Origin of the sequence: Kothea flammea, assembly GCF_052161645.1 — a bacterium.
In the GTDB taxonomy this organism is placed as follows: Bacteria; Planctomycetota; Planctomycetia; order Pirellulales; family Pirellulaceae; genus Laterigemmans.
Genome location: NZ_CP197414.1, coordinates 5,494,227 through 5,520,949, shown reverse-complemented (window position 1 = coordinate 5,520,949; position 26,723 = coordinate 5,494,227). Strand labels below are relative to the sequence as shown.

General features: G+C 57.7%; 20 protein-coding genes. 10 read left to right on the top strand and 10 right to left on the bottom strand.

Going from position 1 to position 26,723, the window contains the following annotated elements:
* The first annotated feature begins 36 nt into the window (after positions 1 to 36).
* The 4 genes from SH139x_RS20575 (at position 37) to SH139x_RS20560 (ending at position 4,457) form a co-directional block, all read left to right on the top strand.
* Positions 37 to 537 carry an RNA polymerase sigma factor gene (locus SH139x_RS20575; protein ID WP_488351644.1) on the top strand — a complete coding sequence of 167 codons (501 nt, stop codon included), beginning with the start codon at positions 37 to 39 and terminating at the stop codon, positions 535 to 537.
* On the top strand, positions 527 to 1,291 hold the full coding sequence (locus tag SH139x_RS20570; RefSeq protein ID WP_488351643.1) for a hypothetical protein: 765 nt from the start codon (positions 527 to 529) through the stop codon (positions 1,289 to 1,291). The genes SH139x_RS20575 and SH139x_RS20570 overlap by 11 nt, the downstream gene beginning before the upstream one ends.
* 70 nt (positions 1,292 to 1,361) lie before the next feature.
* On the top strand, positions 1,362 to 2,909 hold the full coding sequence (locus SH139x_RS20565; RefSeq protein WP_488351642.1) for a hypothetical protein: 1,548 nt from the start codon (positions 1,362 to 1,364) through the stop codon (positions 2,907 to 2,909).
* Between the two features lie 21 nt (positions 2,910 to 2,930).
* Positions 2,931 to 4,457 (top strand): DUF1559 family PulG-like putative transporter, encoded by a 1,527-nt coding sequence (locus tag SH139x_RS20560; RefSeq protein ID WP_488351641.1) that lies wholly within the window; start codon positions 2,931 to 2,933, stop codon positions 4,455 to 4,457.
* Between the two features lie 132 nt (positions 4,458 to 4,589).
* Here the strand turns inward: SH139x_RS20560 and SH139x_RS20555 are convergent, their stop codons facing one another.
* The 5 genes from SH139x_RS20555 to SH139x_RS20535 form a co-directional block, all read right to left on the bottom strand.
* A complete protein-coding gene (locus SH139x_RS20555) occupies positions 4,590 to 6,035 on the bottom strand; it encodes a DUF1501 domain-containing protein (RefSeq protein ID WP_488351640.1) in 1,446 nt (481 codons plus the stop codon).
* A 10-nt stretch (positions 6,036 to 6,045) separates the two neighbouring features.
* Positions 6,046 to 8,775 carry a PSD1 and planctomycete cytochrome C domain-containing protein gene (locus SH139x_RS20550; RefSeq protein WP_488351639.1) on the bottom strand — a complete coding sequence of 910 codons (2,730 nt, stop codon included), beginning with the start codon at positions 8,773 to 8,775 and terminating at the stop codon, positions 6,046 to 6,048.
* A gap of 203 nt (positions 8,776 to 8,978) precedes the next feature.
* On the bottom strand, positions 8,979 to 10,178 hold the full coding sequence (locus SH139x_RS20545; protein ID WP_488351638.1) for a polysaccharide biosynthesis/export family protein: 1,200 nt from the start codon (positions 10,176 to 10,178) through the stop codon (positions 8,979 to 8,981).
* Between the two features lie 114 nt (positions 10,179 to 10,292).
* The gene (locus SH139x_RS20540) at positions 10,293 to 12,023 is read right to left on the bottom strand and encodes a tetratricopeptide repeat protein (protein WP_488351637.1); all 1,731 of its coding nucleotides are present in this window, start codon (positions 12,021 to 12,023) and stop codon (positions 10,293 to 10,295) included.
* 282 nt (positions 12,024 to 12,305) lie between these two features.
* Positions 12,306 to 13,346, bottom strand: a complete 1,041-nt coding sequence (locus tag SH139x_RS20535; RefSeq protein WP_488351636.1) for a GNAT family N-acetyltransferase — start codon at positions 13,344 to 13,346, stop codon at positions 12,306 to 12,308.
* A 104-nt stretch (positions 13,347 to 13,450) separates the two neighbouring features.
* Between SH139x_RS20535 and SH139x_RS20530 the strand changes: the two genes are divergently transcribed.
* Positions 13,451 to 14,728 carry a PDZ domain-containing protein gene (locus tag SH139x_RS20530; RefSeq protein WP_488351635.1) on the top strand — a complete coding sequence of 426 codons (1,278 nt, stop codon included), beginning with the start codon at positions 13,451 to 13,453 and terminating at the stop codon, positions 14,726 to 14,728.
* Positions 14,729 to 15,142: 414 nt separating this feature from the next.
* Here the strand turns inward: SH139x_RS20530 and SH139x_RS20525 are convergent, their stop codons facing one another.
* On the bottom strand, positions 15,143 to 18,367 hold the full coding sequence (locus tag SH139x_RS20525) for a serine/threonine protein kinase (RefSeq protein WP_488351634.1): 3,225 nt from the start codon (positions 18,365 to 18,367) through the stop codon (positions 15,143 to 15,145).
* The gene (locus SH139x_RS20520) at positions 18,351 to 19,052 is read right to left on the bottom strand and encodes a sigma-70 family RNA polymerase sigma factor (protein WP_488351633.1); all 702 of its coding nucleotides are present in this window, start codon (positions 19,050 to 19,052) and stop codon (positions 18,351 to 18,353) included. The genes SH139x_RS20525 and SH139x_RS20520 overlap by 17 nt, the downstream gene beginning before the upstream one ends.
* A gap of 139 nt (positions 19,053 to 19,191) precedes the next feature.
* Here SH139x_RS20520 and SH139x_RS20515 point away from each other — a divergent pair, with 139 nt between their 5' ends.
* From SH139x_RS20515 to SH139x_RS20500, 4 genes are all read left to right on the top strand, one after another.
* Positions 19,192 to 20,184: an EF-hand domain-containing protein gene (locus SH139x_RS20515; RefSeq protein WP_488351632.1), complete on the top strand. Its 993-nt coding sequence runs from the start codon at positions 19,192 to 19,194 to the stop codon at positions 20,182 to 20,184.
* Between the two features lie 157 nt (positions 20,185 to 20,341).
* Positions 20,342 to 20,830 carry a fasciclin domain-containing protein gene (locus SH139x_RS20510; protein ID WP_488351631.1) on the top strand — a complete coding sequence of 163 codons (489 nt, stop codon included), beginning with the start codon at positions 20,342 to 20,344 and terminating at the stop codon, positions 20,828 to 20,830.
* Positions 20,831 to 21,045: 215 nt separating this feature from the next.
* Positions 21,046 to 21,603, top strand: a complete 558-nt coding sequence (locus SH139x_RS20505) for an RNA polymerase sigma factor (protein ID WP_488351630.1) — start codon at positions 21,046 to 21,048, stop codon at positions 21,601 to 21,603.
* A complete protein-coding gene (locus SH139x_RS20500) occupies positions 21,600 to 22,544 on the top strand; it encodes an anti-sigma factor (RefSeq protein WP_488351629.1) in 945 nt (314 codons plus the stop codon). The genes SH139x_RS20505 and SH139x_RS20500 overlap by 4 nt, the downstream gene beginning before the upstream one ends.
* 32 nt (positions 22,545 to 22,576) lie before the next feature.
* On the opposite strand, the gene SH139x_RS20495 is transcribed toward SH139x_RS20500, so the two are convergent.
* From SH139x_RS20495 to SH139x_RS20485, 3 genes are all read right to left on the bottom strand, one after another.
* The gene (locus tag SH139x_RS20495) at positions 22,577 to 22,921 is read right to left on the bottom strand and encodes a rhodanese-like domain-containing protein (protein WP_488351628.1); all 345 of its coding nucleotides are present in this window, start codon (positions 22,919 to 22,921) and stop codon (positions 22,577 to 22,579) included.
* 31 nt (positions 22,922 to 22,952) lie between these two features.
* Positions 22,953 to 23,471, bottom strand: a complete 519-nt coding sequence (locus SH139x_RS20490; RefSeq protein WP_488351627.1) for a hypothetical protein — start codon at positions 23,469 to 23,471, stop codon at positions 22,953 to 22,955.
* Between the two features lie 369 nt (positions 23,472 to 23,840).
* Positions 23,841 to 25,031 (bottom strand): amino acid aminotransferase, encoded by a 1,191-nt coding sequence (locus SH139x_RS20485; RefSeq protein WP_488351626.1) that lies wholly within the window; start codon positions 25,029 to 25,031, stop codon positions 23,841 to 23,843.
* A 108-nt stretch (positions 25,032 to 25,139) separates the two neighbouring features.
* Between SH139x_RS20485 and SH139x_RS20480 the strand changes: the two genes are divergently transcribed.
* Complete coding sequence (locus SH139x_RS20480; protein ID WP_488351625.1) at positions 25,140 to 26,720, top strand: GMC family oxidoreductase; 1,581 nt, start codon at positions 25,140 to 25,142, stop codon at positions 26,718 to 26,720.
* Positions 26,721 to 26,723 lie beyond the last annotated feature (3 nt).

Here is a 26,723-nt window from a genome sequence, read left to right as displayed (position 1 = left end):
GCCGACATTTTTACCGAGACATGCATCGAGTTCCCAGTGATTGATCCAGCAATCCTTGCCGAATTGTGGCGCGCCCACGCGGGGCGATTGCTGGTGATCGCCCGGTCGGTGGGAGAGCCGGCCGAGGATGCTGTTCAAGAAGCTTTTACCTCACTGGCGACTCAGGGCAAACTGCCGGATGACCCGTTGGCTTGGTTGGTGCGGGTCAGCCGCAACCAGCTGCTCAGCTGGCAACGCAAACGCCAGTCCCAGGCCAATTATCAACTAGTGGTGGCACCACAACAAAACTGGTTCTCTGATGCGGGGGCAGAGCTTGACTCGCAACTCGACGGCCAACAAGTAACCGTTTGGCTGCAGATGCTGCCGACCGACGAGCGGCAAGTCATTGTCATGCATTTGTGGGGCGGATTAACCTTTCGACAAATTGCCGCGACAACCGATTGCTCGTTGGCTACCGCAAACCGACTTTATCACAGCGGTCTTGAACGGCTGCGATCACGAGCGGGTGTTCAAACCGAGGTATGTCATGAATCATAAAGATTCACAAAATGTGAATGAGCCTGAAAAGAAATCACATACCGCGTTCGAGCGACAGCTGCAGACGCTCGCTCCCAAGGCTACTGAAACCAGCGAAGCGGAGGCGATGTACGCTTGTGGCTTTCAAGCTGGGCGGCAGAGTGCGCTGGGCGAAATGTCGACAACTCATTCATCACAATCCGCTGCCGCGTGGCGACCGCTGATGCTCGCGGCATGCATTTCTTGTTTGCTGGTCGGGCCGATAGGTTATTGGCTGGGGCAGTTTCATTCCCCCGCCGGTGAGAGATTGGTTGTGGCGGGCGATTCAGTGCGGGAACCAATTCCAGTGCCGGCAAATGACAGCCAGCCGACACCTCCGTCGCTTGAGATCCCCGTAAATGCTGTGGAGTCGCAGCCACAACCTGGCGCGAATGAACAGTTCGCGGCGTTGGACCTTTCCCATTTTTGGGAAACGCTGGCAATATTCTCGGGATATCAAAGTCCCGCGGGTTCGGCTCCGCAACAATATCTAACAACTCGGTCGGCTTCAGATATTCATTCCGTCTTGGACCAGCTCAATATCGTGTCGACTCGTAATGTTCCAGCCAATGTCGCCGAGGGGCTCAGCGGTGCGGGCGGTAGCCCCGTGGAAAATAATGCCGTCACAAAGTCGTCAAAAATATCGCCGCGGAGACAACTGCGACACCTAGATGGATTTCGCACTCCACTTACTAACCGAGAGTCGACGACCGATCTGATGCAGTGGTTTGATTGAGAAAGTGGTTAGGAACCAGCGGAGGATGCTTTTCGTTGTTTGAGATTCACTACTATTCAGGAGTCTGTTTATGCGCTGGACTGTTTTCACGGGGACCTTGGCGATTACCGCTTTGGTCGGCTTGCTCGACATGCAAACGACTTTGGGACAGGGACAGACGATCTCGTCGCTTGCAGAGTCTTCAGCTGAGGTAGACGAGGCTGAGGTAGACGAACCAGCGGAAATCCCGGTGCTCTGGCTGACACCGGCGACCGAACCTGTGCCCGCCTTGCAATATCGTTTTTGGCCCGATCGATTCGAGATGACGCCCGGGAATGCGTTTGTAAGATTTCAGCGGGCAATCTTGTTGATGGCTCAGCAAGATCGTCGCAGTTCGAAAGCTGCCGAAGAATTTTGGAACCAGTGGGAGGAACTGATGGAGTTTGCACCGGCCGATCTGCCTCAAGCAGAGGCTCGTGCGGCCCTGGAGAATTATCAGCTTGCGCTGCAAGAAGCCCACGGCGCACGGTTGCTCAAAGACACCGACTATGGTTTGCCCATCGAGGGCATTCGCGGCGTGGAAACGATTGAACTTTTGCTGCCTGAGTTTCAGGAAATGCGAGCACTGGCGAGAATTCTCCAGTTGGAAATACGACTCGCGATTGCCGAGCAAAGGGTTGACGACGCGCTCAAGACGCTCCAAGTTGGTTTTCGTTTGGGTGAGTCGACGGGACAAGCAATCGACTTCTTGGTCGCTAGATTGGTTGGCTTGGCGATCAGTGGGTTGATGCTCAGCGAAGTGGAAGATCTTATTCAAGCTGACGACTGCCCGAATCTGTACTGGGCGCTGGCCAGTCTACCGCCTTCGACCAGCGAAGTGTTGGAGTCGATTCAGTTCGAAGCCAGCATTATTTCTCGCGTTTTTAGCTCGCTCGACAAACTTCCTCCTGCGGGACTGCCTGCCGAAGTCTGGGAGGAGCGTGCTATTAGCCTGTTATTGGATTTACAGATTGTTCAGGCTTACGACGGCGCGCCCAGTGAAAGTCGGATGGTAAACGCACGCCTTTTGGCCGGCGCCGCGATTGTCGGTTTGTCTGATTACTCGCGTCGCAAGTTGCTGGAAGCCGGAGTTGATTCTGAAGTCGTCGAAGCGATGAGCCCAGCGGAGGCGATGGTGCGAGCTACCGCGCGTTCCATTCGTGTCATTCAAGATGATTTCATGAAGTGGAGCTACATTCCGAACAACATGCGAGACGCTTACTGGGAAGCGGCTGAGAACGGTCTGAAGACCAGGCAAGGCGAGGAGCAGGTGATCGGTGACATTGCCACGATTATGGCGAGCCTTCTATTGCCGGCGATGCAAGCAGCCGACGCGGCGGGAACTCGGACCAAACAAACGATTGCTCGTCTGGTCACCATCGAGGCGATTCGCGATTACGTGGCGAAGAATGGTAAGGTGCCGCAAGCCTTGGACCAACTAAAAGATCTACCCGCCTGGCCCGATCCTTACACGGACGAAGCGTTCGGATACGAGCGAATCGATGACCAATCGGCCAAGCTAATTAGAACCGAGCGTTGGTCAGGGGATCCTGAAACGGTCGTGATCTTGAAATTTTATGAATCGTCTCACCAAGAATAGTCTGCACGCTTAAAGGTAAGAATGATGAATGCTAAAGCGATTATTGCGCGACGCTGCCGTTGCCTTGCGTGGCTGGGAGTTGTGATGTTTGTCGGCATCGCTCGGGTGCAGGCCCAGCAGCCCGCCGCCAATGAGTTAACACTGCCGGTCGGGGTCGTCATGACCGACACAATTGCGGTCGTCAAATTGGATCTATTGGCAATTGAACCAGAAACGCTCGGCCCCTTGCTTTCCGGCATGGTTGGTGCCGCGGGAGCAGACATCGAGCGGAGCGTGCAAATGTCCCTCAGCACGTTGAGCGACGCGGGGGCCAAATATCTTTACCTCACCGTCCCCGCCGGCGCGATTCCGCACGGCGCGGTTTGTTTGGTGATTCCTTGCGAAGACGTGAATGCGGTCGGAATGTTCTTGCAGCAGTTCGTTGCGACGATTCCCGGTCCGTTAGAGTTTGTCGTGCTCCAGCAAACGGGACAGGTTGTCGTCTGCCCCGCAGTGATGAGGTCGAAGTTCGAGCAGGTAGCCGATTCGCAACAGAGAGTAGATCGTGACGACTTTAGCCGCGGCTTGCAGTCGTTGGCAAAGTTTCCGCATCAAGCCGTTCTTAGCTTGCCCAAGGAACTGCAAGCCACACTTGGCCGGGTATTTCCCGACAAACTTAGCAGCGACGTTTCCACCGATTTTTCCCCCAGTCGTTGGGTTGAGAACGTAAATACGCTGGCGATTGGCTGGAGCCTGTCGCCAAACGTTGACCTCCAAATTCGTATGTTCAGCCCAGACGGGGCGTCGGCCGACGTCGCTCTGGCGGAGACGATGAAATTGGTAAAGTTAGCGCCTGGACTGGAGACCGCGGTGACAGCGGCAACCGACGGTAGTCAGGTTACTTTGGGCATTCAGCCACAGGCCTTGAACAGCGTGCTGGGCACAGTCATGGGGGCCCAGCGTCAAGCGGCGCAGCGCATGCAGGCTTCCAATAACCTCAAACAAATATCAATGGCGATGCACCATTATCATGATGTTTATGGCCACATCGTTCCAGCAGCGATTCAAGGTGAAAATGGCAAGCCATTACTAAGTTGGCGAGTTGCGTTGTTGCCCTATATTGGCCAACAGGAGTTGTACGATCAATTCAAATTAGATGAACCTTGGGACAGCGAGTACAATAAATCGCTGCTTTCGCGGATTCCGCCAGTCTATGCAGATCCGCTCGGCGGACCTCTCCCGCCAGGCATGACCACTTATCGATTGCCGGTCATACCAGGTGCGATTTACTCCTCCGCCGAGCCCTTGCGTTTTAAAGATATCAAAGACGGATTAAGTAATACGATCTGGTTGATGCGGTCACCGCGGTCTGCTGCTATTGAATGGACCAATCCGGCGGCGTGGGAGTTGGACTCGAGCAATTTACGGTCCTCTGTTTTTGGCGACGCGCTGATGGCGATCGTGGGCTTTGGGGACGGTTCCGTTCGCACTATCGAAGGGACCATCTCCGAGGAGATGCTTGGATTTGCTTTGCAGTATGCTGACGGTGAGCCTGTAAAGATTGATTAGGAGCAAGTAGTATTTCTCTCTGTCAGCGGCTAATGGGAACCGTGGCGAGCGCCAAAACGGCTAACGGGAACCGCGGCGAACGGTTAGCGGTTTTGGCGCTAGCCACCGTTTGATAGCAGGGGCGAAACGTGCTCACGCGATCATCGCTTTGATCGGGACGCCGTGGTCAATTTCCAAGCGTTTGCGGCCGGGAATTTCGAGTTGGCGAGAGTCGAGGCCGAGTTGATGCAGGATGGTGGCGTGGATATCGGTCACGTAGTGTCGATCTTCGCTGGCGTGAAAGCCAATTTCATCCGTGGCTCCGTGGACAACGCCACCACGGATGCCACCACCAGCCATCCAGGCGGAGAATCCGAAGATATGATGGTCGCGGCCATCAGACCCTTGGCTTCCCGGTGTGCGACCAAATTCGGTGGCGAAAACAACCAGAGTCTCATCGAGCAAACCGCGACGGTGCAGATCGTGCAGTAAACCACCAATCGGTTGATCGACTGCTAGGGCGTTTTTTTCGTGATTGGCTTTCAGACCGCCGTGGGCATCCCAAGCACCCGCTCCGCCGCCGCCGTGTTGAATCTGTACAAACCGCACACCACGCTCGACAAAACGTCGGGCGGCAAGTAATTGGCTACCGAATGCTTTGCTGTGATCGTGATCCAAACCATACAGCGACTTGGTTTCAGCCGTCTCTTGGGAGAAGTCAACGACTTCGGGGATCGAACGTTGCATGCGATAAGCCAGCTCATAAGCAGCCAAGCGAGCAGCCATCGCTTCATCTTGAGGATAGTCTTCGGCGCGGAGGTTATTGAGTTGTTCCGTCAGCTGGGTGCCGATCTGCCGAGCGGCGGCCGGAAAGGGGCGGGCCGGTTGGCTGTAGTCAAGCGGATTTTGAGGATCAATCTTCAGTGGAACCGCATCGTGTGCAGGGCCCAAATAGTGGCCATCTCGTTTGTTCCAGTATTCCCGGTGGCCCAGCGAAATGAACTGCGGAAGATTGTCGTTGAGCGAGCCCAAGCCATAATGAACCCAGGCACCGAGGGTGGGAAAGTCTCCGTCGTTGCGATGCCGACCAGAATGGAACTGAGTTTGTGCACCATGGTTGCTGTCGGTTGTCCAGAGTGATCGCACGATGGCCAAGCGGTCGACTTGGCTTGCCACATGCGGGAACCAATCGCTGATCTCAATGCCAGCTTGACCATGTTTCTTGAAACCAACTTGCAATGGGTAGAGGACGTTACGTTGGTTGCCATTCCCATCGGGGACGACTAAACGTTCCAGCGCCAGCTTGGCGGGATCTTGCGTGTCGGCAAAGGGAGTTTCCGCGATCGTTTTGCCGGCGTATTTCGTCAGCATAGGTTTCGGATCAAAGCTTTCCATATGGCTGACACCGCCATTCATAAATAGCCAGATCACATTCTTAGCGCGAGCGGGAAAATGGGGTTGGCCGGTGGGTGGGGCCCAGCTGCCGTCGCGACCGTAGCCGTCCCGCTGCAACATGGCGGCCAGCGCCAGACTGCCCAGGCCACCGCCCAGCTGCAGCAGATGATGACGGCGTGTTGTGTTTCCAAAGTGGTTGTTCATCGCATGCCCCTCAGCGGACCGTGACAAAATCGTTATGGTTTAAAAGTGACCAGATAAAATATCCCCGCGCGGTCGGTTCATCACAATCTGGTTGAGCTTCCCAAGCGGCCAATGCCGTGAGGCTGGCCTCGATCTCCGCCGGACTGGCCGCGATGCCCAGCAGCGTCAGCCAGGCAGCCCGCACGAATGGTTCGCGGGCCTCGACTTGCTGGGAAATTCGGGCCGCAATTTTGGGAGCCGCGTCGAGGACTAGCTGGCTGTTGCTCATCGCCAACGCTTGTTGCGGCACGATGCTCGTTTCACGTCGATAGCAATCGGTCACGCGGGCTTCGTCGAAGGTTGTCAAAAAGAGATTTCTCTCGTTCTTGGAGTGAAAGAAATAGAGGCTGCGACGGTTGCTGGTCGCTTGCTGGCTGTTCGGAATTGGCGGTCCGCCAAAGGAGCAGTCAAGTTGACCCGAGATCGCGAGCACGGAATCTCGCACGACTTGCGATTCCAGGCGAGTCGGCAGGCGTCTCCAAAGAAAACGGTTTTCCGGATCTCGCCGCAGGTTTTCCGCTTGGCCCAACGTTGAAGCGTGCAAGCGATATGTCGAAGAGTTGGTGATCAGGCGGTGCAAATGTTTCATGCTCCAGCCACTTTCTATCAATTCAACCGCTAACCAATCTAATAGTTCAGGGTGCGTGGGTTTGGCACCGTTGCGACCGAAGTCGAACATCGAGCTAACGAGTGGCTGTCCCATGTGTCGCGCCCAGATATGATTGACTGCGACGCGAGCGGTGAGCGGATTGCGAGCATCAGTCAGCCATTTTGCCAGCGCGGTTCGTCGTCCGGTGCTGGTGGCCGGGAATTCGATGCGAGGGTCATCGCTGCCCGAAAATTTGAAACGAGTGGGTGCCCAGCCAGCGCCGCTGAGTGGTGTGAATGAGTCGGTCGCGGTGATCGGAGAGTTCAGTTTTTCGCTTGCTTGCGAGACAGCCTGCTGAGCTTTTTGTAACGCTTCCTCCGCGGCGGCACGCTGGTCGTCGGCGGCAGTTTGGAGCCGTTGGCGGGCAATCGCAGCGGCGTGTTCGGCGTTGGCAAGTTGGAGTTTACGTTCGGCGGTGATCGCCGCATTGCTGGCTGATGCGTTCGCTTCGCTGGGCGTTGCTGTTGCCCGCTCGGTCGATGTCTCGTCTTGTTGTTGCCAAGCGGCCCGCATCGCTGCGGCGCGGGCCAGCAGGCTGGCCAATTCGGCTTCCGCAACCGCGACCGCCCTCTCGGCAACGTCGATCGCTGGATCATCAGTCTGCGGAGCCGACTCGGCGGTATTAGCCGAGTCAGCCGATTTAGCTTTTGCCAGGAGCGTATCGCGGGCCGCAATCGCTTGCTCCAGTTTTACCTCGGCCGATTGTTGATAAGCGGCAAGCACCCAGGGGCGGCGAGCTGGCTGCCACGCTTCGGCGGGCAGCGATTGAGACTCGATGGTGAGTTCCGCAAACTTGAAAATTTCGGGAACGCCCGGCTCGATTACCACCGAGGTGTCGGCGTTTCCTTCTTCACCCCGGACGAGACGATAAGTGGGCGCATCGAGCAACGCATCGAACGGGCGGGGGATGCCATCGGCATTCAAATCGGTATGGCCGGGGACCATATCATGTCGCACATGATAAGGTTCGAAGAAGGCCCGCAGTCGATAGAAATCGGATTGTTCGATGGGGTCATATTTGTGGTCATGGCATTTGGCACAATTGAATGTCAGGCCCAGAAATGCTTTGCCGACGTGCTCGACAGTTTCCTCTAACCATTGATTGCGATTAAACAGATTAAAGTTGCGAGCCAAGTAGCCCGAGGCTCGCAGTTTATCTAAATCGTTGGGGTGGATTTCATCGGCGGCCAACATCAAACGAATCATTTCATCATAAGGCAAATCCTCGTTGAGTGATGTGACGATCCAATCTCGCCAATGCCAGATATGTTTTTGGCTGTTTCTCAGTTGCTCGCCTAGGCCCCACCAATCGCTGTACCGCCAGACGTCCATCCAGTGTCGCGCCCAACGTTGTCCATGACGCGGGTCGTCCAGCAGGCGGTCTACCAATATCTCATAGGCGTCGACTTCGTCAGCCTCCACGAACTCGTTAATTTCCTGCAAGGTTGGCGGAACTCCTATCAGATCCAGCGTCAAACGTCTAATCAGCAACCGTCGTGAGGCGGAGACTTGCGGAGTGAGATCGTGAGCCCGATGCTGCTCGGCAACAAAAGCGTCGATGGGGTTGCGGATCACCCAGCGGTTCGCTGGAACTGGCTGAAATTGGGGAACAGCGGGGCGGGCGAGCGGGCGAAACGCCCAGTGGTCTTGGGGGTCAGTCTCTGGCGTTTCACCAACGGGGGCGAACGCTCCGGCGGTCAGCCAATTTCGCAGCGATTGAATTTCAGCGGCGGAAAAAGGTTCTCCCTCGTGCTCCGGGGGCATGCGGAGCTCTAAATCATCGGTCGCGATCCGTTCCAGCAGGGGACTTTTGGCTGGCGAGTCGAGGTCGATGACCCCTTGCTCGTGCATGGCGGCAACGGTGTCGAGCCGCAAGCCGGCTTCCTGCTTGAGGGCCCCGTGGCAAGCGTAACAACGTTTACGAAACAGCGGTTTAAGTTGCGCAGTGTAGCTGTCAACATCGTCTGCGGGCTGGACTGGTTCGGACGCTGCAGCTGACATCGGCAATGGGCACAGCATCAGCACGAAGAGCGACAACCGTGGAAACATCATGGATGCTCCAGTGGTGAATGGGTGGGGCTTTCTGGGGGGCGAGGCAAAATCATGCCCCGCGCTCAGTATAACCCATTCATCGCCGGAAAAGTAGCAAAGCTGCTCGCGCCAGCTAGCAGCGTTGCTGTGGACCTTCGGCCAAGGCTATTTCTGCTTTCAGCTAGTTCGGCTATCGGGCTTGTCCTGCTATCAGGCTTGTTCGGCTACTGTTGTTGGCCGAGGTTGATGGCGATACCTTGGAAGGGCACCACGGCGTAGACCCCTTCGGTGAACACTTGCCGCACAAAGTCATCGAAGACTGTGATTGGCGTGGGTGGCACGATGACAACATCGCCGTCACGCAACCAGATTTCATCGGAAGGGGTAGGGCGTTTTCCGTAGTAGGCTCCCCGCAGATCCAGCATGGTGGAGATTAACCGCCAATCGTCGGCTCGCCGAAACACGACTACTTGGCGGAGATTTCCTTCGGCTTCCCAGCCACCGGCGGCGGCGATCGCCATCGACACGGTGGTTGGGCCTTGCAATTGTATTTGCCCAGCTTGTCCAACGCGTCCCATCACGTAGACAAAGTGATCGGCTTGTTGAGCCAGAATCGGCTCCACGGCCAGGCCGGCTCCGCTGGCATTATAACGGGCGTTGATTTCTTGTTTAACATCATTGAGGGTCAGGCCTTGCACGTTGACCGCGCCGATCCAAGGCAAGCGAATCGTGCCATCGGGGGCGACGCGAATCTGTAAGGCTTGTTGTTGGAGACCACTGGCTCCGCCGACGGCGTTGCGAATATCATCAGCCAGGGTGCTGGTCTTAACCGGCTTCACGCTGACCGCCGGTTCGTTATAAATTTCCAGGTACCGTTCTTCTAATACTTCGCGGAGTTGCGAGACGGTCAAACCGGCAGCAAAGACTGGTTTTTTCAAGGCGTCGGCGTGGATGAAACCATCGGGTTGGATTTCCAGACCGCGTTCCAAGGTGCCTTGGTTTAAATCGGTATCAGCTATCAAGCTGATCATCACCGAATCGCCGATCATTAGTCGATAGTCACCGTGGGAAAGTCGGCGGCTGACCACATAAACCACCTGCAACTCGTCATTGGGGCGAAGGCGATAATCGCGGAGGTGGGCCAGCCGGGCTGGCCCGGCATATTCGCCTTGACCGTATGATTGAAAGTCGGCTGGGCTGAGCTCTGGCCAACGCCCTTCACGACCGCAATTAGCAGCGCAATCGACGGCCCGGATGGGCGTTTGGCAAGCTCCCGGACAAGGCTCGGCGGGATGCAAGAAGCCACATCCTTGACAGCCCGCTGGTTGCGAATAGACGGGTGCTTGTGCTTTGACGGAGGGCACTGCTAGCAACGACATCATTGCCCAGCCGCAAACCGTGATTCTAACTAAGCGCTGATCCATCGCACTTTACTTCCTAGAACGTTCCTGAGGATCCATCTGAACATCAAAGAACCGCAGTTAGCATCAAAGGGGCTAACGACTAAGCGGCTAACGGTATTCAGATAGGTTCTAAATTTATTGCAACCAACTTCGTACGGTGCCGGTCACGCGATCTAACACATTACCCTCAGCAACTCTCTGCACCGGCTCACCCGAGCCGATCGTTTGACCGTTGGAGTTGGTCGTGTTGGCAGCGGCAGAGGCGAAGGGCTGTTGGGCGTAACCGGGAATGGGAGCGACCGGAGAACCTGATTGCACGGGGGGAGATATCGAAGCAAATACTTCCGGTGAAACTTGTAAGATATTAACGGCAGGTTGCGATGCCGGGATGCCGGTTTGCTGCAGCTGCGCAGCCAACTCAATCGCCTTCGCTTGGTTTCCCGCCAGACGGTGCGTTTCTATGAGGTTCTGCAAAGCGGGACGCGATGGCTGCAACGCCAAGCTGTGTTCCAACGCCCAGCGAGCTTCCCCGAGCAATCCCAATTGCATCGCGTGGTAACCTAACTCGCTGGCCAAATAAGGATTTTGGGGATTGGTCCCCACGGCGGCGCGCAAGCAGCTGATGGCGATCGAATCGCGTAGATTCTGTGGGTGTTCTCCTCGCTTTCGTTCGGCGTTACCCAGCACCACCAAAGCCTGCGCGGCTTCTGGTTGGCCCGCCGCGGCAATCGTGAATTGCTCGCGAGCATAATCCAGGTAATTGTCCGCAGCACTCAGGGGCGTCACGTTGGTAAGGTCATAGCCTTTCAGCACCGGAGTTCGGTGGGAGGCAACCATCCGTTCGATCGCCGGGGTTTCGACGTCACCGTAACGCCCCATAAAGTCCCCCGCCTCGCGGATCGATTCGAGCGCCGCGTTGACTGCCTGCGACGCCTGCTTGCCGCCAGCTCGCAGATCGGCCGCTGCCGCCAGCGAGCGAAGCGCGTCGACAGCGGCCGCATGGGCCGCGTAGCTGGCTCCCGACTGAAGCAACCGATTGGCTTCGGCACGTTTTTGCTCGCTGTCACGTAACAGCTGAATCACGGTCAATGATTCGGATGCGGGCAGCGGTGCCAAGCGGTCACTGGTCGCGACGGGCTGAGGGCGGTTGTTACGGCTGACCAAGGAGGCGATTCGTTGCCGTTCGGTCGTCCGTAAATCGACAACTTCTGGCTCCGCTGGCGGCGGCATGTTGACGACGGTGATGGGGGTTGCCTGGGGAGCTGGCAGAGCGGGTGGAGTGTTGATGTAAACTTGCCAAACCGTAGGAGCTTGCGCGGCGGCGGAAGTGCTCGCCTGCGGGTCAATCACAGGCCCAGTTGCCGGGGCGGCGGATTCATCGAGCAACGTTCCCCAATCGACGGTTTCCACCGGCATCATGCTGGGTGGGCTGTCATCGAGTTGGCTTGCGGCGAGTTGGCTTATATTGGGCGACAAACTTGCAACCAATGCGGCGTCAGCTTGTGTCTGGCCGGGCGGGTTGAGCCGGGGGAATGCTTCGTCGGTAACGCTGGCGGCGGCCAGCCTACCGATCGGGCGAGGCGCACTCCAAGCAGCTGAATTACTAACGGACGAATTACCAGCGGTTGAGTCGAGCGGTTGCGAGGGGCGTGGTTTGACGACGCCCAAGGTGGCCTGGGCAACGATCGCGGGAAGTCGTTTAGGTAGCCGAGGATTCGCAGGCGATTGGGCGCTGGCAAACAGTGGGTTGAGTGCCCACAGCGTAGCGATCAGTAACGTCCGTTTGCCGATTAAGCGACGACGTGCGGCGCAGCCCAGCCTCGAGCGGCTCGGCAAGTCGACGACGGTGGTGTTGGGCACATCCATGAAAAATCAACGCAGGCAGAACGGAGCCGGTACGTCAGGAGAGCATCCGAGCTCGCCCAACTATTCCTGTTAACTGCATCGATCGGCTGATACCCCAAGCTGGGCTGATGAATTGCTCTTTCCGTTGCCCTGTACCAGTCGTATCAATCAAGCCTGTGGAACTAATTGAAGTTAGCCGTCGAGCGCTAGATCCTGGTTTCGTGGAACCGCACGCTGGCGCGCTGCGGCTGATTTCTTCGGTTACGTAATCTGGGGAACCGGACGCTGGCGCGTTGCGGCTGATTACTGAGTCGGTTTAACGGAGCTCGCCAACTGACAGCCCCAGACGGCTTCACTGAATAGTGTATCGAAGCCCGAGCGGGCGTACAGCTGGCTGGCGGGGTGATTATCCTGATCGACCGCTAGAGTTAACTGGCTGAAACCGAGCCGTTCCGCTTGCAGCCACACCTGGTCGAGCAACTGCGATCCCCAGCCATGGCCCCGGTAGGCGGGCAGCAGCGCCATGTAGGTGATTTCCAAGATTTCCCCCCGGGGATGCGCCGTCAACAATAAACAGCCCACCGCTTTGCCAGCTTGATCGACGGCAACGAGCCACAGTTCTGGATCATGGTGGGGCGTTTGTTGGTACGATTTGAGTACCTCGTCGGTGGTGCGAAATTCGGCAATGCGGGGGCAGTCGAGCGAGTCGACATAGGTGCGATCGACTAACTGTCGAAGTTGAGCGAACGGCGAATTGCGTTTCCCGTTACCGTTCGGTTTGCGGTTCAAGCCAGCGGCAACCGTTCTCCCGCGACTGGCAAAAAATTGGCCGTAGGGCCGAAATCGCAGCGCCTCGTTGTCAGCCGTACCGGACCGCGAACTTGGTGCGGAGGGCCGCCGGCTGCTGACTAGATAATCGAGCACCGCCAAGCGTGAATAGCCGGCCCGCTGGAGCAGTGGTTGCGCCGCTTCAGGTTCCCGCATCGCTTGACTGAAGCCGACTCCCCGCTCTGACAAATCCAAATGGAGGGACTGCAGCAATTCCGCCGCCGCCCGCTGTTGCGGTTCGCTGTGCGTGGGCCCGACCGCCAAGATGGTGGCGGTCTGCTGGCTGCCCAGCATGGCAATCGCACCGACGCTTGGTTCCGCAACGCTCCGTCGCAATAATAAATGGTCAACGTCCCCACGCTGGATTATGTCTTTCAGGGTGGCCAACACAATTTGCTGCCGCTGGGGCGATTCCTCACCCACGGTTTGCCGCACCAACTCCGACCAATCCGCTAAAGGAACTGGTTGACAGTGCCGAGACGGTGTTGTGACCTGGTTGTCGGATTTAGTACTCATGGGCATCAATCGTCAGCATACTTGGCAACGCGGCGGCCGATGTGATCCTTTCTCAACGGCAACTTAGGGAGTCATAGTATCGGACATCACCCGGGAGAGAAGCTATGCGAGTTTGGATGAGATTTAGCTTATTAGTGCTTTTGTTCGCCTTATTGGCTGGACCTTGGACATCGCCGGCAAATGGCCAGGGGCTGATCGACCGCCTTCGCGATCGCTTGCGGACCGGATTGCCCGCTCCCGGTTCACCCCCGGCGCTCCAACCCGTTCCCGCCAACGGACAGTTCCCGCCCCAACAATTGCCACCCCAACAAGCACCGCCACAGCAATCGCAACCCCCCAAGCCTCCTTCACTAGGAATCGAAGTGCTCGAGCAAGGCTCGCGAGCTCCTTTTGAACTGGTTGTGCAACGTGTCAGTCCCGGTTCGGTGGCCGCCGCCGCTGGACTGACCGCTGGTGATGTGTTGCTGAGTCTCGATGACCAACCGGTGGGGACGATCGATCAAATCGCGAATCGAGTTCAAGCGATGCAGCCGGGCCAAACCCTGCGGATCACGCTGCGCCGCCAAGGTCAGCCGGTCAACGTCGTCGCGACTTTTCCAAATCAAGACCTCGGAGATCTCAATCCTAGGAATCAAGACTTGCCAGGTATCAATATCTTCGATCGAGACGCTGCAGGTATGAATCGCTTTGATCAAGATCCCCGCAGTCTGGATGAGCTTCCCAGCGGCTTATTGCCGCTCGGTCAAGTTGAGCGACCGGTCGTGGAACGCACGGGGCCGGGGGCAGGTCGTTTTGGCGTCACCGTCGAGAATGTTGCCAGCACACCGCCGGGGGCGGGCGTGCCGGTACAGCGGGGCGCGGTGATCGTAAAGGTCCAACCCGCTTCTCCGGCCAACTCTTTGGGGCTTGCGGTTGGCGATGTCATCGTTGCCATTGACGGCGTGGTCATGCAAGATGCTGCCGCCCTGATTGAATACATTTCAACGACCAAACCGGGCCAACAAATCGAAGTCAGTTATTACCAGGGGCCAGCCCTCAAACGCGGCACAATTCGGTTGGGAGCACTCGACGACGGTGAAGTCGTGGCATCGCCCGCGCCAGCGGCCGAAAAGCCGGGCATGTTTGGAGCATTTAGCGGGGCCATTGGCGGACTGTTCCGAGGCGGTGGCGATCCACCAGCGTCGGGCAGCGAGTCGGGCAGTGTGGCAAAAAACGATTCGGCCGCCCAGCCAGCAGCATCGCAAGCGGCGTCTCCCGTGAATCCTTTGGAAAACGGGCAAGCGGAAGTCCAGGAGGAGTTGCAGCGTCTCCGCGATCAAGTCCGCACCATGCAGGATCGGATCAACGCCCTTGAAAAACAGCTAGGCAACTCGGGCAACTAGCCGGCTCCGCCGCCGCGGTTCTCAATAGCCGCGGTTCTCGTTAGCCGCAACGGCGCTAGCCGCGGTTCGCGCATTGCACCGAAGGACCCGCGCCCAACGAAACGGTCGCCAGCGCCAAAACCGCTAACAGTTAGCCGCGGTTCTCGCATTGAACCGAACGGCCCGCGCCCAACGAAACGGTCGCCAGCGCCAAAACCGCTAACAGTTAGCCGCGGTTCTCGCATTGAACCGAACGGCCCGCGCCCAACGAAACGGTGGCCAGCGCCAAAACCGCTAACAGTTAGCGGGGCACCCCAACGAGCTTCCTCGTTCGGTGAACCATTTTTCCATGAACTTTCTGCAGCAGGGGCAACAACCGGAGCACGCCAAAGAGGTGTCCGACGGGGGCAACCCCGATTCGAACAGCGGGCGGTCTCAATGCACGACGGGTAGGTTGGGAGCGTCGGGAAAGCTGAACCCCCGCCCAATGCCAGGCCTGCCGCGATTCTCTGGTCCGCGTCCTTCAGGCCCGCGATTCTCTGGCCCGCGTCCTTCTGGCCCGCGTCCTTCAGGCACGCGGAAATCTGGTCCGCGTCCATCTGGCACGCGGAAATCTGGTCCGCGCCCTTCTGGTCCGCGGCGACTGAAGGGGCGCCCTGGGCGTTGAAACTCGCTTTCCAGAAAATCTAATTCCGCCCGCAATGACTCCGCCAGTTGCTGGAACTCGCGGGCCCCTGCTATCGGCGACAAGCCGTTATCGTGTGGTTGCCGTGCGCGGCGAGTTAAGTCTTCCAGGCGGGTGCGAATCTCGTCGAGCGGTTGTTCCCAGGCGTAACCGCCTCGTCGTCCGAGGGCGATTAGCAGTTGTGAAGTTTGATATCGCAATAGCCACCACTCTTGGTTGAGGCTGTCGGGAAAACGATTCACTAACAACTGCTGTAATTGGATCGCTTCTTGGATCAGGCTATCGGCCGTTACGCCTTGCCGAGTTGGTTCCGCGAGCGGTGACTCGATCGCCAATTTCTTATCCACGAGCGCTAACGCTTCGCAAGCTCTCGCCAGGGTGGAAGTGTACTCCGGGATTTGAGGTTGTTGCTGGCGGAGAGGACGCAGCAAAGCAATCACTTGATGCAACTGCGCTTCGATCCGAGGCAATTCCTCCAGCGGTGTCGGTTGATTTTGCAACTGCAGTTCACAAGACGTGAGCGATACGCGAGCGAGTTCGAATTGTTGGTCAGGATTAGTTTGCCCGCTATTCACCAATTCGGTCAGCAGGTTTTTGGCCAGCTCGGACCACTGGATATTTTGCGACAATGGTTGTTGCCCCAGCTTGGCCAATTCGTGCAAGGTGATGGCTCGCCAGTACTGGGCCTGCGAGCCGGGGCCGAGTTCCGCCAACAAGCTGAGGGCCGTTTCTAAGTGGGCTCGGCGATCCGCTTGATCATTAAATGGTTTATCTCCGGTGGGTTTATCGCCGGTAAGGTTTGCCAAGAATGGCTCGGCTGGCGGCGGGGGTGCTTGTGCAGGTTCCAGCGCGGGGCCCGCATCTGCCGCGTCGATCTGTTGGCGAAACCAGTCGCGTCGGGCTGGTCCACCGAAGGGGATTTCTTGTTCTCTTAAAAAACGTCCGGGGCGGTCTTGAGGTTGAGGGAAACCGTTGAGAGGCCCGACGGGGCCATCGCCGCGACGGCCACCTGGTTGATTCCCAAAGCGACCGGGAGGTTGATTTCCAGGGCGAAAACTGGGGCGGGCGAGCTCTCGATCGACTTGCCGTGAGGCGGGTGCGGAGATCAAGCTGGGGGTTTTTCGGCCGAGCAAATAGTGTGATTGAGCGAGCGCCAACCGCAAATCGGCATCGGCGGGAAAGGTGCTTTGCAGTGGAGTGAGTTCAGCAAGCGCCCGTCGTTTGAGCGACTCTGCGGTGACAACGTCGCGTTCCCATTCGGCCGTGGCGGCTAGCCCGAGTAGCGCTTGATGCTGTCGCAATCCCCAGACGCGCTGGTCGTCGGCCGTGGTAAGTTGAAGTTCGTCGATTTCGTTGAGGACACGTTGATAGTGCGCAGCCGCTTCTTGGGGCGCTCCCAACCTGAGATGAATGTCAGCCACACGCAGGCGGGCCACCGTGGCTTCTCGCTGCAGTTTGTTTGTATCGGCACCTTGACTGGCCAGTTCATCATAGACCGTTAACATCTGTTGCAGCAGCGAGGCCGCTTCGTCGCTGAGCGCCGCGGTTCCGGCGAGCGGATCGAGCGAGCCTGCCGCGGGGCTGGCAAAGCGGTTGTACATGGTGTCCAAAGCGGCCAGCGTCGTATCGAGGACCGCTTCGGTCCGCGCCCGCATGCGACGTTGTTGCAATAAGCCTGCTGTGGTCAGCACGGCGGTCAGCAACAGCAAGGTCGCCACGGTCGCCAACAAACTGGCCACGGCCGGATTGCGACGGCACCAGCGGCGGACACTTTCGATAAGCGTTGGTGGCCGCGCGTTGATGGCCCGGTCATCCAAAAAGGCTTGCAGATCTTCGCCCAACGCGCTGGCTGATTGGTATCGATCACGAGGTTCGACCGCAATCGCTTTAAGTAAAATTGTTTCCAAATCGTTGGGCAATGCCATGCCCAGCGAGCCGGGTCGCGAGGGAACACCTCGCAGAATGCGTTCGACAAGTGTGCCCGAGTCGCTGGTATCAAAAAATGCGGAGCCGCGTAGCAACTCGATCAGCGTCAGGCCCAAGCTGTAAACGTCGGAACGGGCGTCGCAGTTGCCGGCAAACCGCTCGGGTGCCATGTAGAGCAAGGTGCCAACGATGTCACCGCTGTGGCTGAGCGTTTCTTGTTCGAGGGCACGCGCTAGACCAAAATCGGCAACCCACAGATGGCCCGCTTGGTCCAATAGTAGATTTGCTGGTTTGATGTCGCGATGCAGCGTGCCCGCTTCGTGAGCGTATTGCAACGCGGCGGTCGCTTGCAGACCCAAGCGGGCCACGAGACGCGGTTCCAAACCAGCTTGGTTGGTGTTTGTTAACCAGGGGTTGGCTGGCGGGTTGCGGTCGCGTCCCTGGCGATGTCGCTGCAAAATTTGATCGAGCCCACAACCATCGATCCGTTGCATCACGATGTAGCTGAAGCCGTTCTCGTGGCCGATGCCAAAGACGGGCACGATGTTCGAATGATGGAGCGAAGCGGCCGTGCGTGCTTCGCGGCGAAATCGCTCGCCGGCGCGCTTGGATGTGTCGATCGTGGGGGGCAGTATCTTGATCGCCACGGGACGATGGAGTGTTTCTTGAATGGCTTCAAAAACGATCCCCATCCCGCCGCGACCAATTTCGCGGACAATGCGAAAATCGCCCAGTTGTTGCAATTGAACGCCACCGAGAGAATTATTTCCACCCTGCGCCGAGGTCTCTTCTTCCTTCCAACCTTCCATCGCGGCGACCAGCGGAAACAGATCGCGAATCTCATCGGCTAAGGCGGGATGCGCGATGGCGAAACTTTCGATCGTAGGGCGTTCACCTCGGCGAAGGCCAGACAAATAGAGTTCGACCAACGCTTCGATCTCAACCTCAGTCGCGGTCTCAGCCTCAGTCGCGGTCTCAGCCTCAGTCGCGCTGCTGGTGTCGGGCGAGTCTGTGGGGTTAGCATCTGTGGGGTTAGCATCGTTTGGCATCGAATTCAAACCCCGGTATTTGTAGCAGGAGGTGCCTCAGGCGGCGTAAGGCACGGACGTAGCGGATGCTGGCAGTTTTTTCGCTGATGTCTAAAACTTTGGCAACTTCCAGGTTACTCAGTTCTTCAAAGTGCCGCAGGGCGAGCACCTCGGCATCGAGCTCTCCCATCGCTTCGATGGTTTCACGAAGTTGTTGGCCCAGTTCCGCGCGGATCGCCACTTGGCTGGGCGAAGTCAAGTGAGCCAGCAGTTGTTGGACAATCGACAGGGAAGTGTCTTGGTTGGCAGCTTGAGCGGGACTTTTCACTTCGCGAGTGACGGCCCGTTTTTGCGTTTGCAAATGCGTGCGATGCGTATCGGCCAGCGTTTGCAAGACGATCAACCGGAGCCACAAGTACTCGCTGCCGTCTTCGGGAAAATGGGCGACTCGCTGACAAGCATCGAGGTAAGCTTCTTGCAGCACATCTTCCGGATCGACGCGGCCGCGCAAGGCGGGATGGAGGCGAAAGTGGACCATTCGCCAAAGTCGTTGTCGATGTTCCAACAAAGCGTGGGCAACGCGGGCCGAGTCGGGCACCGACTGGGGGCCTTTCGCAGGCGACTCCATGGCGATTGCTTTCATGAGTGGAAGAAGGTAGTACGCTTTGTTGCAAAGGCCGGTAGCCACTGTTCGCAGTTTCATCATAGCAGCCACGTGGGCAGAAATTTTTCCGCTTGTTTTTTTCTGCCTGCTGTAGAAAACGCGAGCGTGCTCCCGTTTTCTACTTGGACAACGATTGGAATGCGTTGTCGGGATTATTTTCACTCACCGGAGTCGAGCAACCATGCGTCGATATTTACTAGCTTTGCCTTTTGCTGCTGCCAGCAGCCTATTCACGGCGATTCCCTTCGCACTAGCCCAAGATGAAGAGCAAGGGGAGCGGCCCGCGCGTCCAGCGCCTCCCGCTTGGCTCGCCGCTTTGGATGTTGACGGGAACGGCGAAATCTCAGCCGATGAACTGGCACAGGCCAGCGAATCTCTGGGAAAGTTGGACGCCAATGACGATGGCGTACTGCAAATGAACGAATTGCAACCCCGACCAAATCGCCGTGGACCAGGCGGACCAAGGGGCCCTCGTGATTCGCAGACGGGCGGGGGGCCGTGGAACGGCCCCGATTTTCAAGGGCGTGGGCCCGAAGGAGACAGATTTGAGGGACGCGGGCCGGGCATGCGTCGCGGGCCAGGAGGTCCGGGCATGGAAGGACGTGGTCCCGAGGGAGGCAGATTCGAAGGGCGGGGTCCGGGGATGCGCGGCGGACCAGGTGGACCAGGTGGTCCCGGCATGGAAGGGCGTGGTCCCGAGGGGCGTGGTCCGGGCATGCGTCGCGGGCCAGGTGGTCCGGGCATGGAAGGGCGTGGTCCTGAGGGGCGTGGGCCGGGCATGCGTCGCGGGCCAGGTGGACCGGGTATGGAAGAACGTGGGCCAGGTGGACCGGGTATGGAAGAACGTGGGCCAGGTGGACCGGGTATGGAAGAACGTGGGCCAGGTGGACCGGGTATGGAAGAACGTGGGCCTGAGGGGCGTGGACCGGGCATGCGTGGGCCGGGTACCCCTCCAAAATTTGAGGATGTGGATGCAAATCAAGATGGAGTCATTGATCGCGAGGAGTTTGACAAGGCGGTACGGGCGATGCATCCGGGTGGCCCGCCGCGGGAACGAGCGGAACGGGGCCCAGGTCGCGGTGCGGGCGAACGTCCGCGGCGGGATCGAGCTCCACAACAGCCCCCCGCCGACTCGCCAATCGAGCTCGATGCTGAGCAAAACGACGTAGTCTGATCGTTTCTGACAAACTTTTAGAAAACGGAAAGATACTTGCATCCAATTTCGCTGAGCCAGCGAAAGCTCTCATGTACAAACTTGATGACCGCCCAAAACGCTGGAGGATGTGCCTCCCGGGGTGGTTATCGACAGTCCAATACATGGGAAATACAAAATGAAGTTTTGCGCACTGTTGGCCGCCGTTGCAATGACTTTTGTTGCAACTCCGCTCGTTCAAGCTGACGAAGCCAAGGAAATGACCATTGTTGAAACCGCCATCAAGGTTGATGGGTTCAACACCTTGGTAGCCGCCGTCAAGGCTGGTGGTTTGGTTGAAGCCCTCTCCGGTGAAGGTCCTTTCACCGTCTTCGCTCCGACCGACGAAGCATTTGCTGCACTTCCTAAGGGAACTTTGGAAATGTTGCTGAAGCCCGAAAACAAGGACAAGCTGGTTGCAATCCTGAAGTACCACGTTGTTGCTGGTAACGTGATGGCTGCAGACGTCGTTAAGATCAAGGGAGCAAAGACTTTGGCCGACAAGATGGTTAAGGTCAAGGTCACCGACGGTGGCGTAATGATCAACAACGCGAAGGTCGTGAAGGCTGACGTCAAGTGCTCGAATGGCGTGATCCACGTCATCAACAAAGTTTTGTTGCCTAAGTAATTTATGTAGAACAGTTGTCTCAACTGTTTGCAGAGCAGCGTCGAGACGCGTTTGCATTCGGGAGCGATTGGAAACAATCGCTCTTTTGTTTTCGGAGCGATTGGGGACAATCGCTCCGCATTGGGCGAGCATTTTTGGAATATTCCAGTTCGGGGGGGCTTCCCACGGTGACTACAGTAGACCAACCCCTACAGTACTCGTCTTGGTAAACATATATGTTCCTCCAGCGGATAGCCTCCGGAGATTCCTCCGCAGTAGCTCAGTGTCTTGAGCGATATGGTAATCTGGTCTGGTCAGTCGCCCGTCGATGGTCGGCGAACCGTGATGATGCGGAGGATGCGGTGCAGGAAATTTTTGTCGATCTGTGGAAATCTGCTGGGCGATACGATCCAGCATGCGGAGAAGAATCCACGTTCGTGATGATGATTGCCCGTCGCCGTCTGATCGACCGCCGCCGCAAGTCGGGTCGCCAAGTCTTAACTGCCGAAGGTGTTGTGCCCGAAACCTGTGATGGCAGGTTGGGCGATCCCCAGCTCGTGGCTGAACAGTCCGAGGAAGCGGCGATAGTCAACGAAATGTTGAGTGAGCTGAGACAGGAAGAACGCGAGTTGCTTGAACTCTCAGTGCATCGTGGCTTGTCCCATCAAGAAATTGCAAAGCAAACTGGTGTGCCCCTCGGAACGGTGAAATCAAACATTCGCCGCGGCTTGGAGAAATTACGTGATCGTCTGCGGGGTTGCTCGCTGGAATCCGTTTCCCGGAGTGTGCTATGAATGACTCATTGCCACCGTGTCCCGATCGCTTGGAGATGTTACTTGCCGAGTCGGCGGTCGGTCCGTTGCAGCCAGCTGAGGAAGTTGAATTGCAAGCGCTGCTTGCCGAATTTCCCGAAGTGGAGGCCGACGAGTACGCGCGGGCCGCAGCACTTTTCGATCTAGCGTTTAGTAGCGAAGCTACCGAAGCTTTGCCAACCGACTTGCAGGAACAAATTCTCAAAGCAGCTCCCGGGTATTTGCCCGCTCCGGCAGCCAGCACGGCAACCGCAAGTGAGCCGCAGTCTGGCAATGTGCAGGTTGATAATGTGTCCGGAGCTGCAACGGTTGAATTCGCCGCGATGAATGGGCACGCGCCCGATCAGGTCGCAAGACAGCCTGCCCAAATCCCAACAACCGATCGAAAAATGGTGCGGCAAGGGGGCGTTTCGCCTTGGTTGGCCATCAGCGGTTGGTGTGCTGCGCTCGCTGCCGGATTCGCCTTGGCGATGATGTGGAACAGTTCGACGCAACCGAGCGAATTTAGTCGGCAAAAGTTGGTCGCCCAGCGCGAGCAATTGCTGGCCGTCCCGGGAACGATCTTGGCAGCCTGGTCCGCGGGTCCCCATCCCTTACCGACGGCAGTCAGCGGAGACGTGGTCTGGAATCAAAACGCACAAACGGGATATATGACGTTTGCCGGTCTACCAGCGAACAATCCCAGCGAGGAGCAATATCAGCTATGGATTATCGATCCCGAGCGGGACGAACATCCGATCGACGGCGGGGTTTTTGACGTCGCCAACGATGCTGCCGATGCGGCCACAGTTCGTACCATTGTGCCGATTAACGCTAAGCTGAAAACGATTGCTCCGAAAGCATTTGCAATCACAATCGAACAACCTGGCGGCGTAGTTGTTTCCGATCAGTCGCGGCTGCCACTGCTGGCCGCGATTGATTAAGCCAAGGCAATTGCAAAGACAGCGGAGGTTCGCTAATAACGTGGAACCGATGGATCAATTTCTACACTCCAAGCATCGATGCCCCCGGCCATGCTTTGAGTTTCTGAAAAGCCAGCTTGCCGCAACGCGTGCGTTACATTCAAGCTGCGTCGCCCGTGATGACAGTGGACAATGATTCGGCCGTTTCGGTATGGCTCGAGTTCGGCTAGCCGATCATTGATTTCTCCCATCGGGATCAGTTCCGCGCCTACGATCGAAGCAGTTTCGTATTCGTCAGGCTCACGGCAGTCAAGAAAATAGAAAGGCTCACCCGAGCTTTGTAGTTCCTTAACAGCTTGCACATCAATTTCTAGCGGGACTTCGGCGGCCGAATTCATAAGGCAGTTCCTCGAGCGGAATGGCAAGGGGCTAGCGGGAAGTAAACTGACGACTTGCGGCACGCTTGCTATCGCGGTGAAAAACTAACGCGACGAGTAGTGCCAAGAGTGTGACTTCGAGAGCCACTAGTGTAACGGGATTTAGCGCCCGAACCAGTCGCATGGAACGTTCAACGACTTGCCCGGCGAACATGGACGACTCGGCCGATTCTTGTTGATTGATTAAGGCGTTAATGTTTGTCCCATTGGTAGCCGCCAGCGATGTTGGCCATTGCTCGGCCCGCTCCCAACCATATTTTGTCAATCGCCAGCCCTCGGGAGCCACATCGACGCCGCTAGAAGGTGAAATTTCGTCGTCGCGAGAGTTTTCCTGGAGTGGAGTCTCCGCGGGCTGGGGCTGCAGGGAGGTAGTGTGCTGGGAGGGCGTCGGCTGAGTGTCGCCTACAGATCGCTGTGGCTGGGGAGTTGGCAAGCCAACGATGGTCGCAGCCAGCAACCAACCAAAGGTGCGTCCCGAGAGTTGTTGAGCGATTTTGAAATGACTCAGCATGGCACGATCTACAGAGATGAGGAGTCGCGAGCGATAACCGAACTTCAATGGCCAAACTTCAGGCGTCAGACAACATTGGTTCGGCTGGCAGACAAGGTGCTTTCCAGCGAAGCAGTTTGCGGGCCAAGCGGTGCCTGGGCGAGTGGGCAGGCCGGTTGTCGGAGTGCCCACTCAGGCTGCTGTGAAGCGAACTTTCGCTGGTAAAATCGCACCGCGAGCATCCCGCAGACGCCTGACATACCTGGGTTCTTAATTTTAAACCAGTTCTCGCTGGCGATGCTCGGCAAGTGCCAATGTTTCCTTTAGACAACATTCCCAAGTCGCCCGGGCGTTGTCTCAGAGCAGCGCTTGCTGCACTACGGCAACATTTTAAGAGGACGTCACCGCTGCGACCGCATCGCATAACTGGGGCAAGTTGGCTGGCGTAATTCCAGCCACGTTAATGCGACCGCTGCCGACGATGTAGACACTGTGTTCGCTCTTGAGACGATCGACCTGCAGCGGCGACAGCCCGCTGAAGGAGAACATCCCTTTTTGGTTTAACAGGAAGGAATAGTCGGCGTTGGGCAGGCGCTGGCGCATGCCGGCAACGAAGGCGGCCCGCATGTCGGCGATCCGCTCTCGCATGGCGGTCAGTTCGGATTTCCAGAGCGTGGTCAAATCTGAGTCGTCGAGAATTGCTGAGACGATGGCGGCGCCGTGCCGGGGCGGGTTGCTGTAGTTGCTGCGGACCAACCGTTTCAGCTGGCTGAGTCCAATCGTGGTCGTTTCAGCGCTGTTGGTCGTGAGAGAAAGGGCCCCTACGCGCTCGGAATACAAACCGAAGTTTTTCGAAAAGGAACTGGCCACCAGCACTTCGGGGCAGACTTCTAGGACACGTTTGAGTCCTAGAGCATCTTCTTCCAACCCTTCGCCAAAACCTTGGTAAGCAAAATCGACCAGCGGCACTAATTTTCGATCGGCCAGCAGGCTGGCCAGTTCGCTCCATTGCTCGAGCGTAGGGTCGACGCCGGTGGGGTTGTGGCAACAAGCGTGCAGCAACACGCAATCACCTGGACGAGGACCATTTTGCAACGCATCGAGGACCGCTGGGAAATCCAATCCCGTCCGCTCCGCGTTGAGGTAAGGATAGGTTTCAATGCCCAGGCCGGCGGAGGCAAAGATTGAAGCATGATTGGCCCAGGTTGGGTTGGAGTGCCAAATGGTGGTATGCGGCACGGCGGTTTGCAAGAAATCTGCCGCCAACCGCACCGCCGCGGTCCCGCCGGGCGTTTGCACCACGGCCACTCGATCCGCCGCGAAGGTTTCGCCGAAGACCATTCGTCGGACATGATGGCGGTAGTCGATCGCACCGTCGATACCCAAATATTTCTTGGTGGTTTCGTCGCGCAGCAGCAGCTGTTCGGCTTGCTTGACCGCCGCCAACACCGGTGTCTGCCCCTCAGCGTCTTGGTAGATACCGACGCTCAGGTTGATCTTTGCCGGATTGGTATCCTTGAGGAATGCTTCGGTAATCCCCAAGATTGCATCGGGAGGGGCGGCGGCGAGCGTTTCGAACATGACGGAGCCAGCGGTAAAAAGAATCCAGGAAATAGGGGGTGAAGCCGATCGGCATGATGGTAATCTTCCGAATCGTTTTGCGGGAGTGACAACGCGGCGGGAAAGTCGATGGAAGCCAAATTTTTCGATAATTGCGACTTGATTGTGGTGGGTGCCGGTTCGGCTGGGTGGGTATTGGCCCAACGCTTAAGCAGGAAATTCCGAGTGTTATTGTTGGAAGCGGGCCCGCAAAGCACACTCTCGCCTCACGTGCGACGACCAGCTGATTACCTCAAACGTTTTGCCAGCGAAGATGATTGGGGGTACCACACGACGGCTCAAATCGGTTTGGCCGGGCGAACGCTGGTCTTTCCGCGAGGTCGTGGGCTGGGCGGTTCGACCAGAATTAACGCTTCGATTTGGTTGCCACCACTGGATGAATGCCTCCAGCAACTCAGCCAAGCCAGCGAGGGAAGCTTGACCACGGACGAATTGCGGCTCGCGGTGGTTGCCGTTGAGCAACGAGTTGCGCCCGAACAGCCTCGCTGGTTATCGGAGGCATCGCGGCGATTTGTTGCCGCCGGAGCATCGCTCAACTTGCCAGCAGCCCCTTTCGCTCGCATGAACCGTCGCGGCCAACGCCGTTTGGTCAGCCAGCTCGATTTTGCCAACGCAGCGGGTTCTTATGGTGCCAATGAGGGCGCCGGTGCCAACGTCGAGGAAGAAACTCGTGGAGCGGGGGAATTGTTAGTGATTCCAGGAGTGTTGATCGAACGTTTGCTGATCCGTCAACGACGCGTGCTGGGTGTGTTGGTCGAGATTGGGGGCGAGCAGTGCGAGTTGCGTTCGCGGCGCGGCGTGGTGTTAGCAGCGGGCACCGTGGGCTCACCTGCCATCTTGCAACGTTCCGGGATCGGACCGGCGAGCGTGTTGGCTGCCGCCGGTGTCCATTGTCAACACGATTTCCCCGCGGTGGGCGGCAATTTACGGGATCATTTGGTGATGCCGGTGATTGCCGATGTGGCCACTCAAGCTGCGGGAAATGTGGCCGCCGCCAGCTATGCGTTTCCGGGATGCTGGACCCCACGCGAGCTGGCGCGGTGGCAAGCGGTGGGGAGCGGGCCGGTGACGTCCAACTTGGCGGAGGCCGGCTTGATTTGTGATCTTCCCGAAGGCCGAATGCAGTTATTCGTCACTCCCACCGACTATCTACGGCATCCACACGGCGGCCATTCGCAACAATTGACCATTGGAGTCGTTGCCGCGCACCCGCAAAGCTGCGGCACGATACATATCACCTCGCCCCACGCCGCTGTGCCCCCGGCGATTGATCCAAATTACCTCGATTGTCCGCAGGACCTCAAGGTAATGACCGCCGGCGTAGCGTTGGCTCGTCGATTGCTGGCCAGCGAACCGCTGGCGAACTTTATCTCCCGGGAAAAGCTACCTGGCGAACGACGGACTGGTGACTCAACGATTGAGCGAGCGATCCGAAGGTTCGCTCAGACGCTTTATCATCCGGTTGGCACTTGTCGCCTGGGAACGGATCCGGAAGCGGTCGTGGACAGTCAATTTCGTTTGCGCCGGTGGGAGGGCATTTGGATCGCCGACGCCAGCGTGCTGTCGCACTTACCGGCCGCGAATCCCAATCCGTTGGTGATGGCAATCGGCTGGTTGGCAGCGACGCGGGTGCACGAACAACTAAGCTGAATG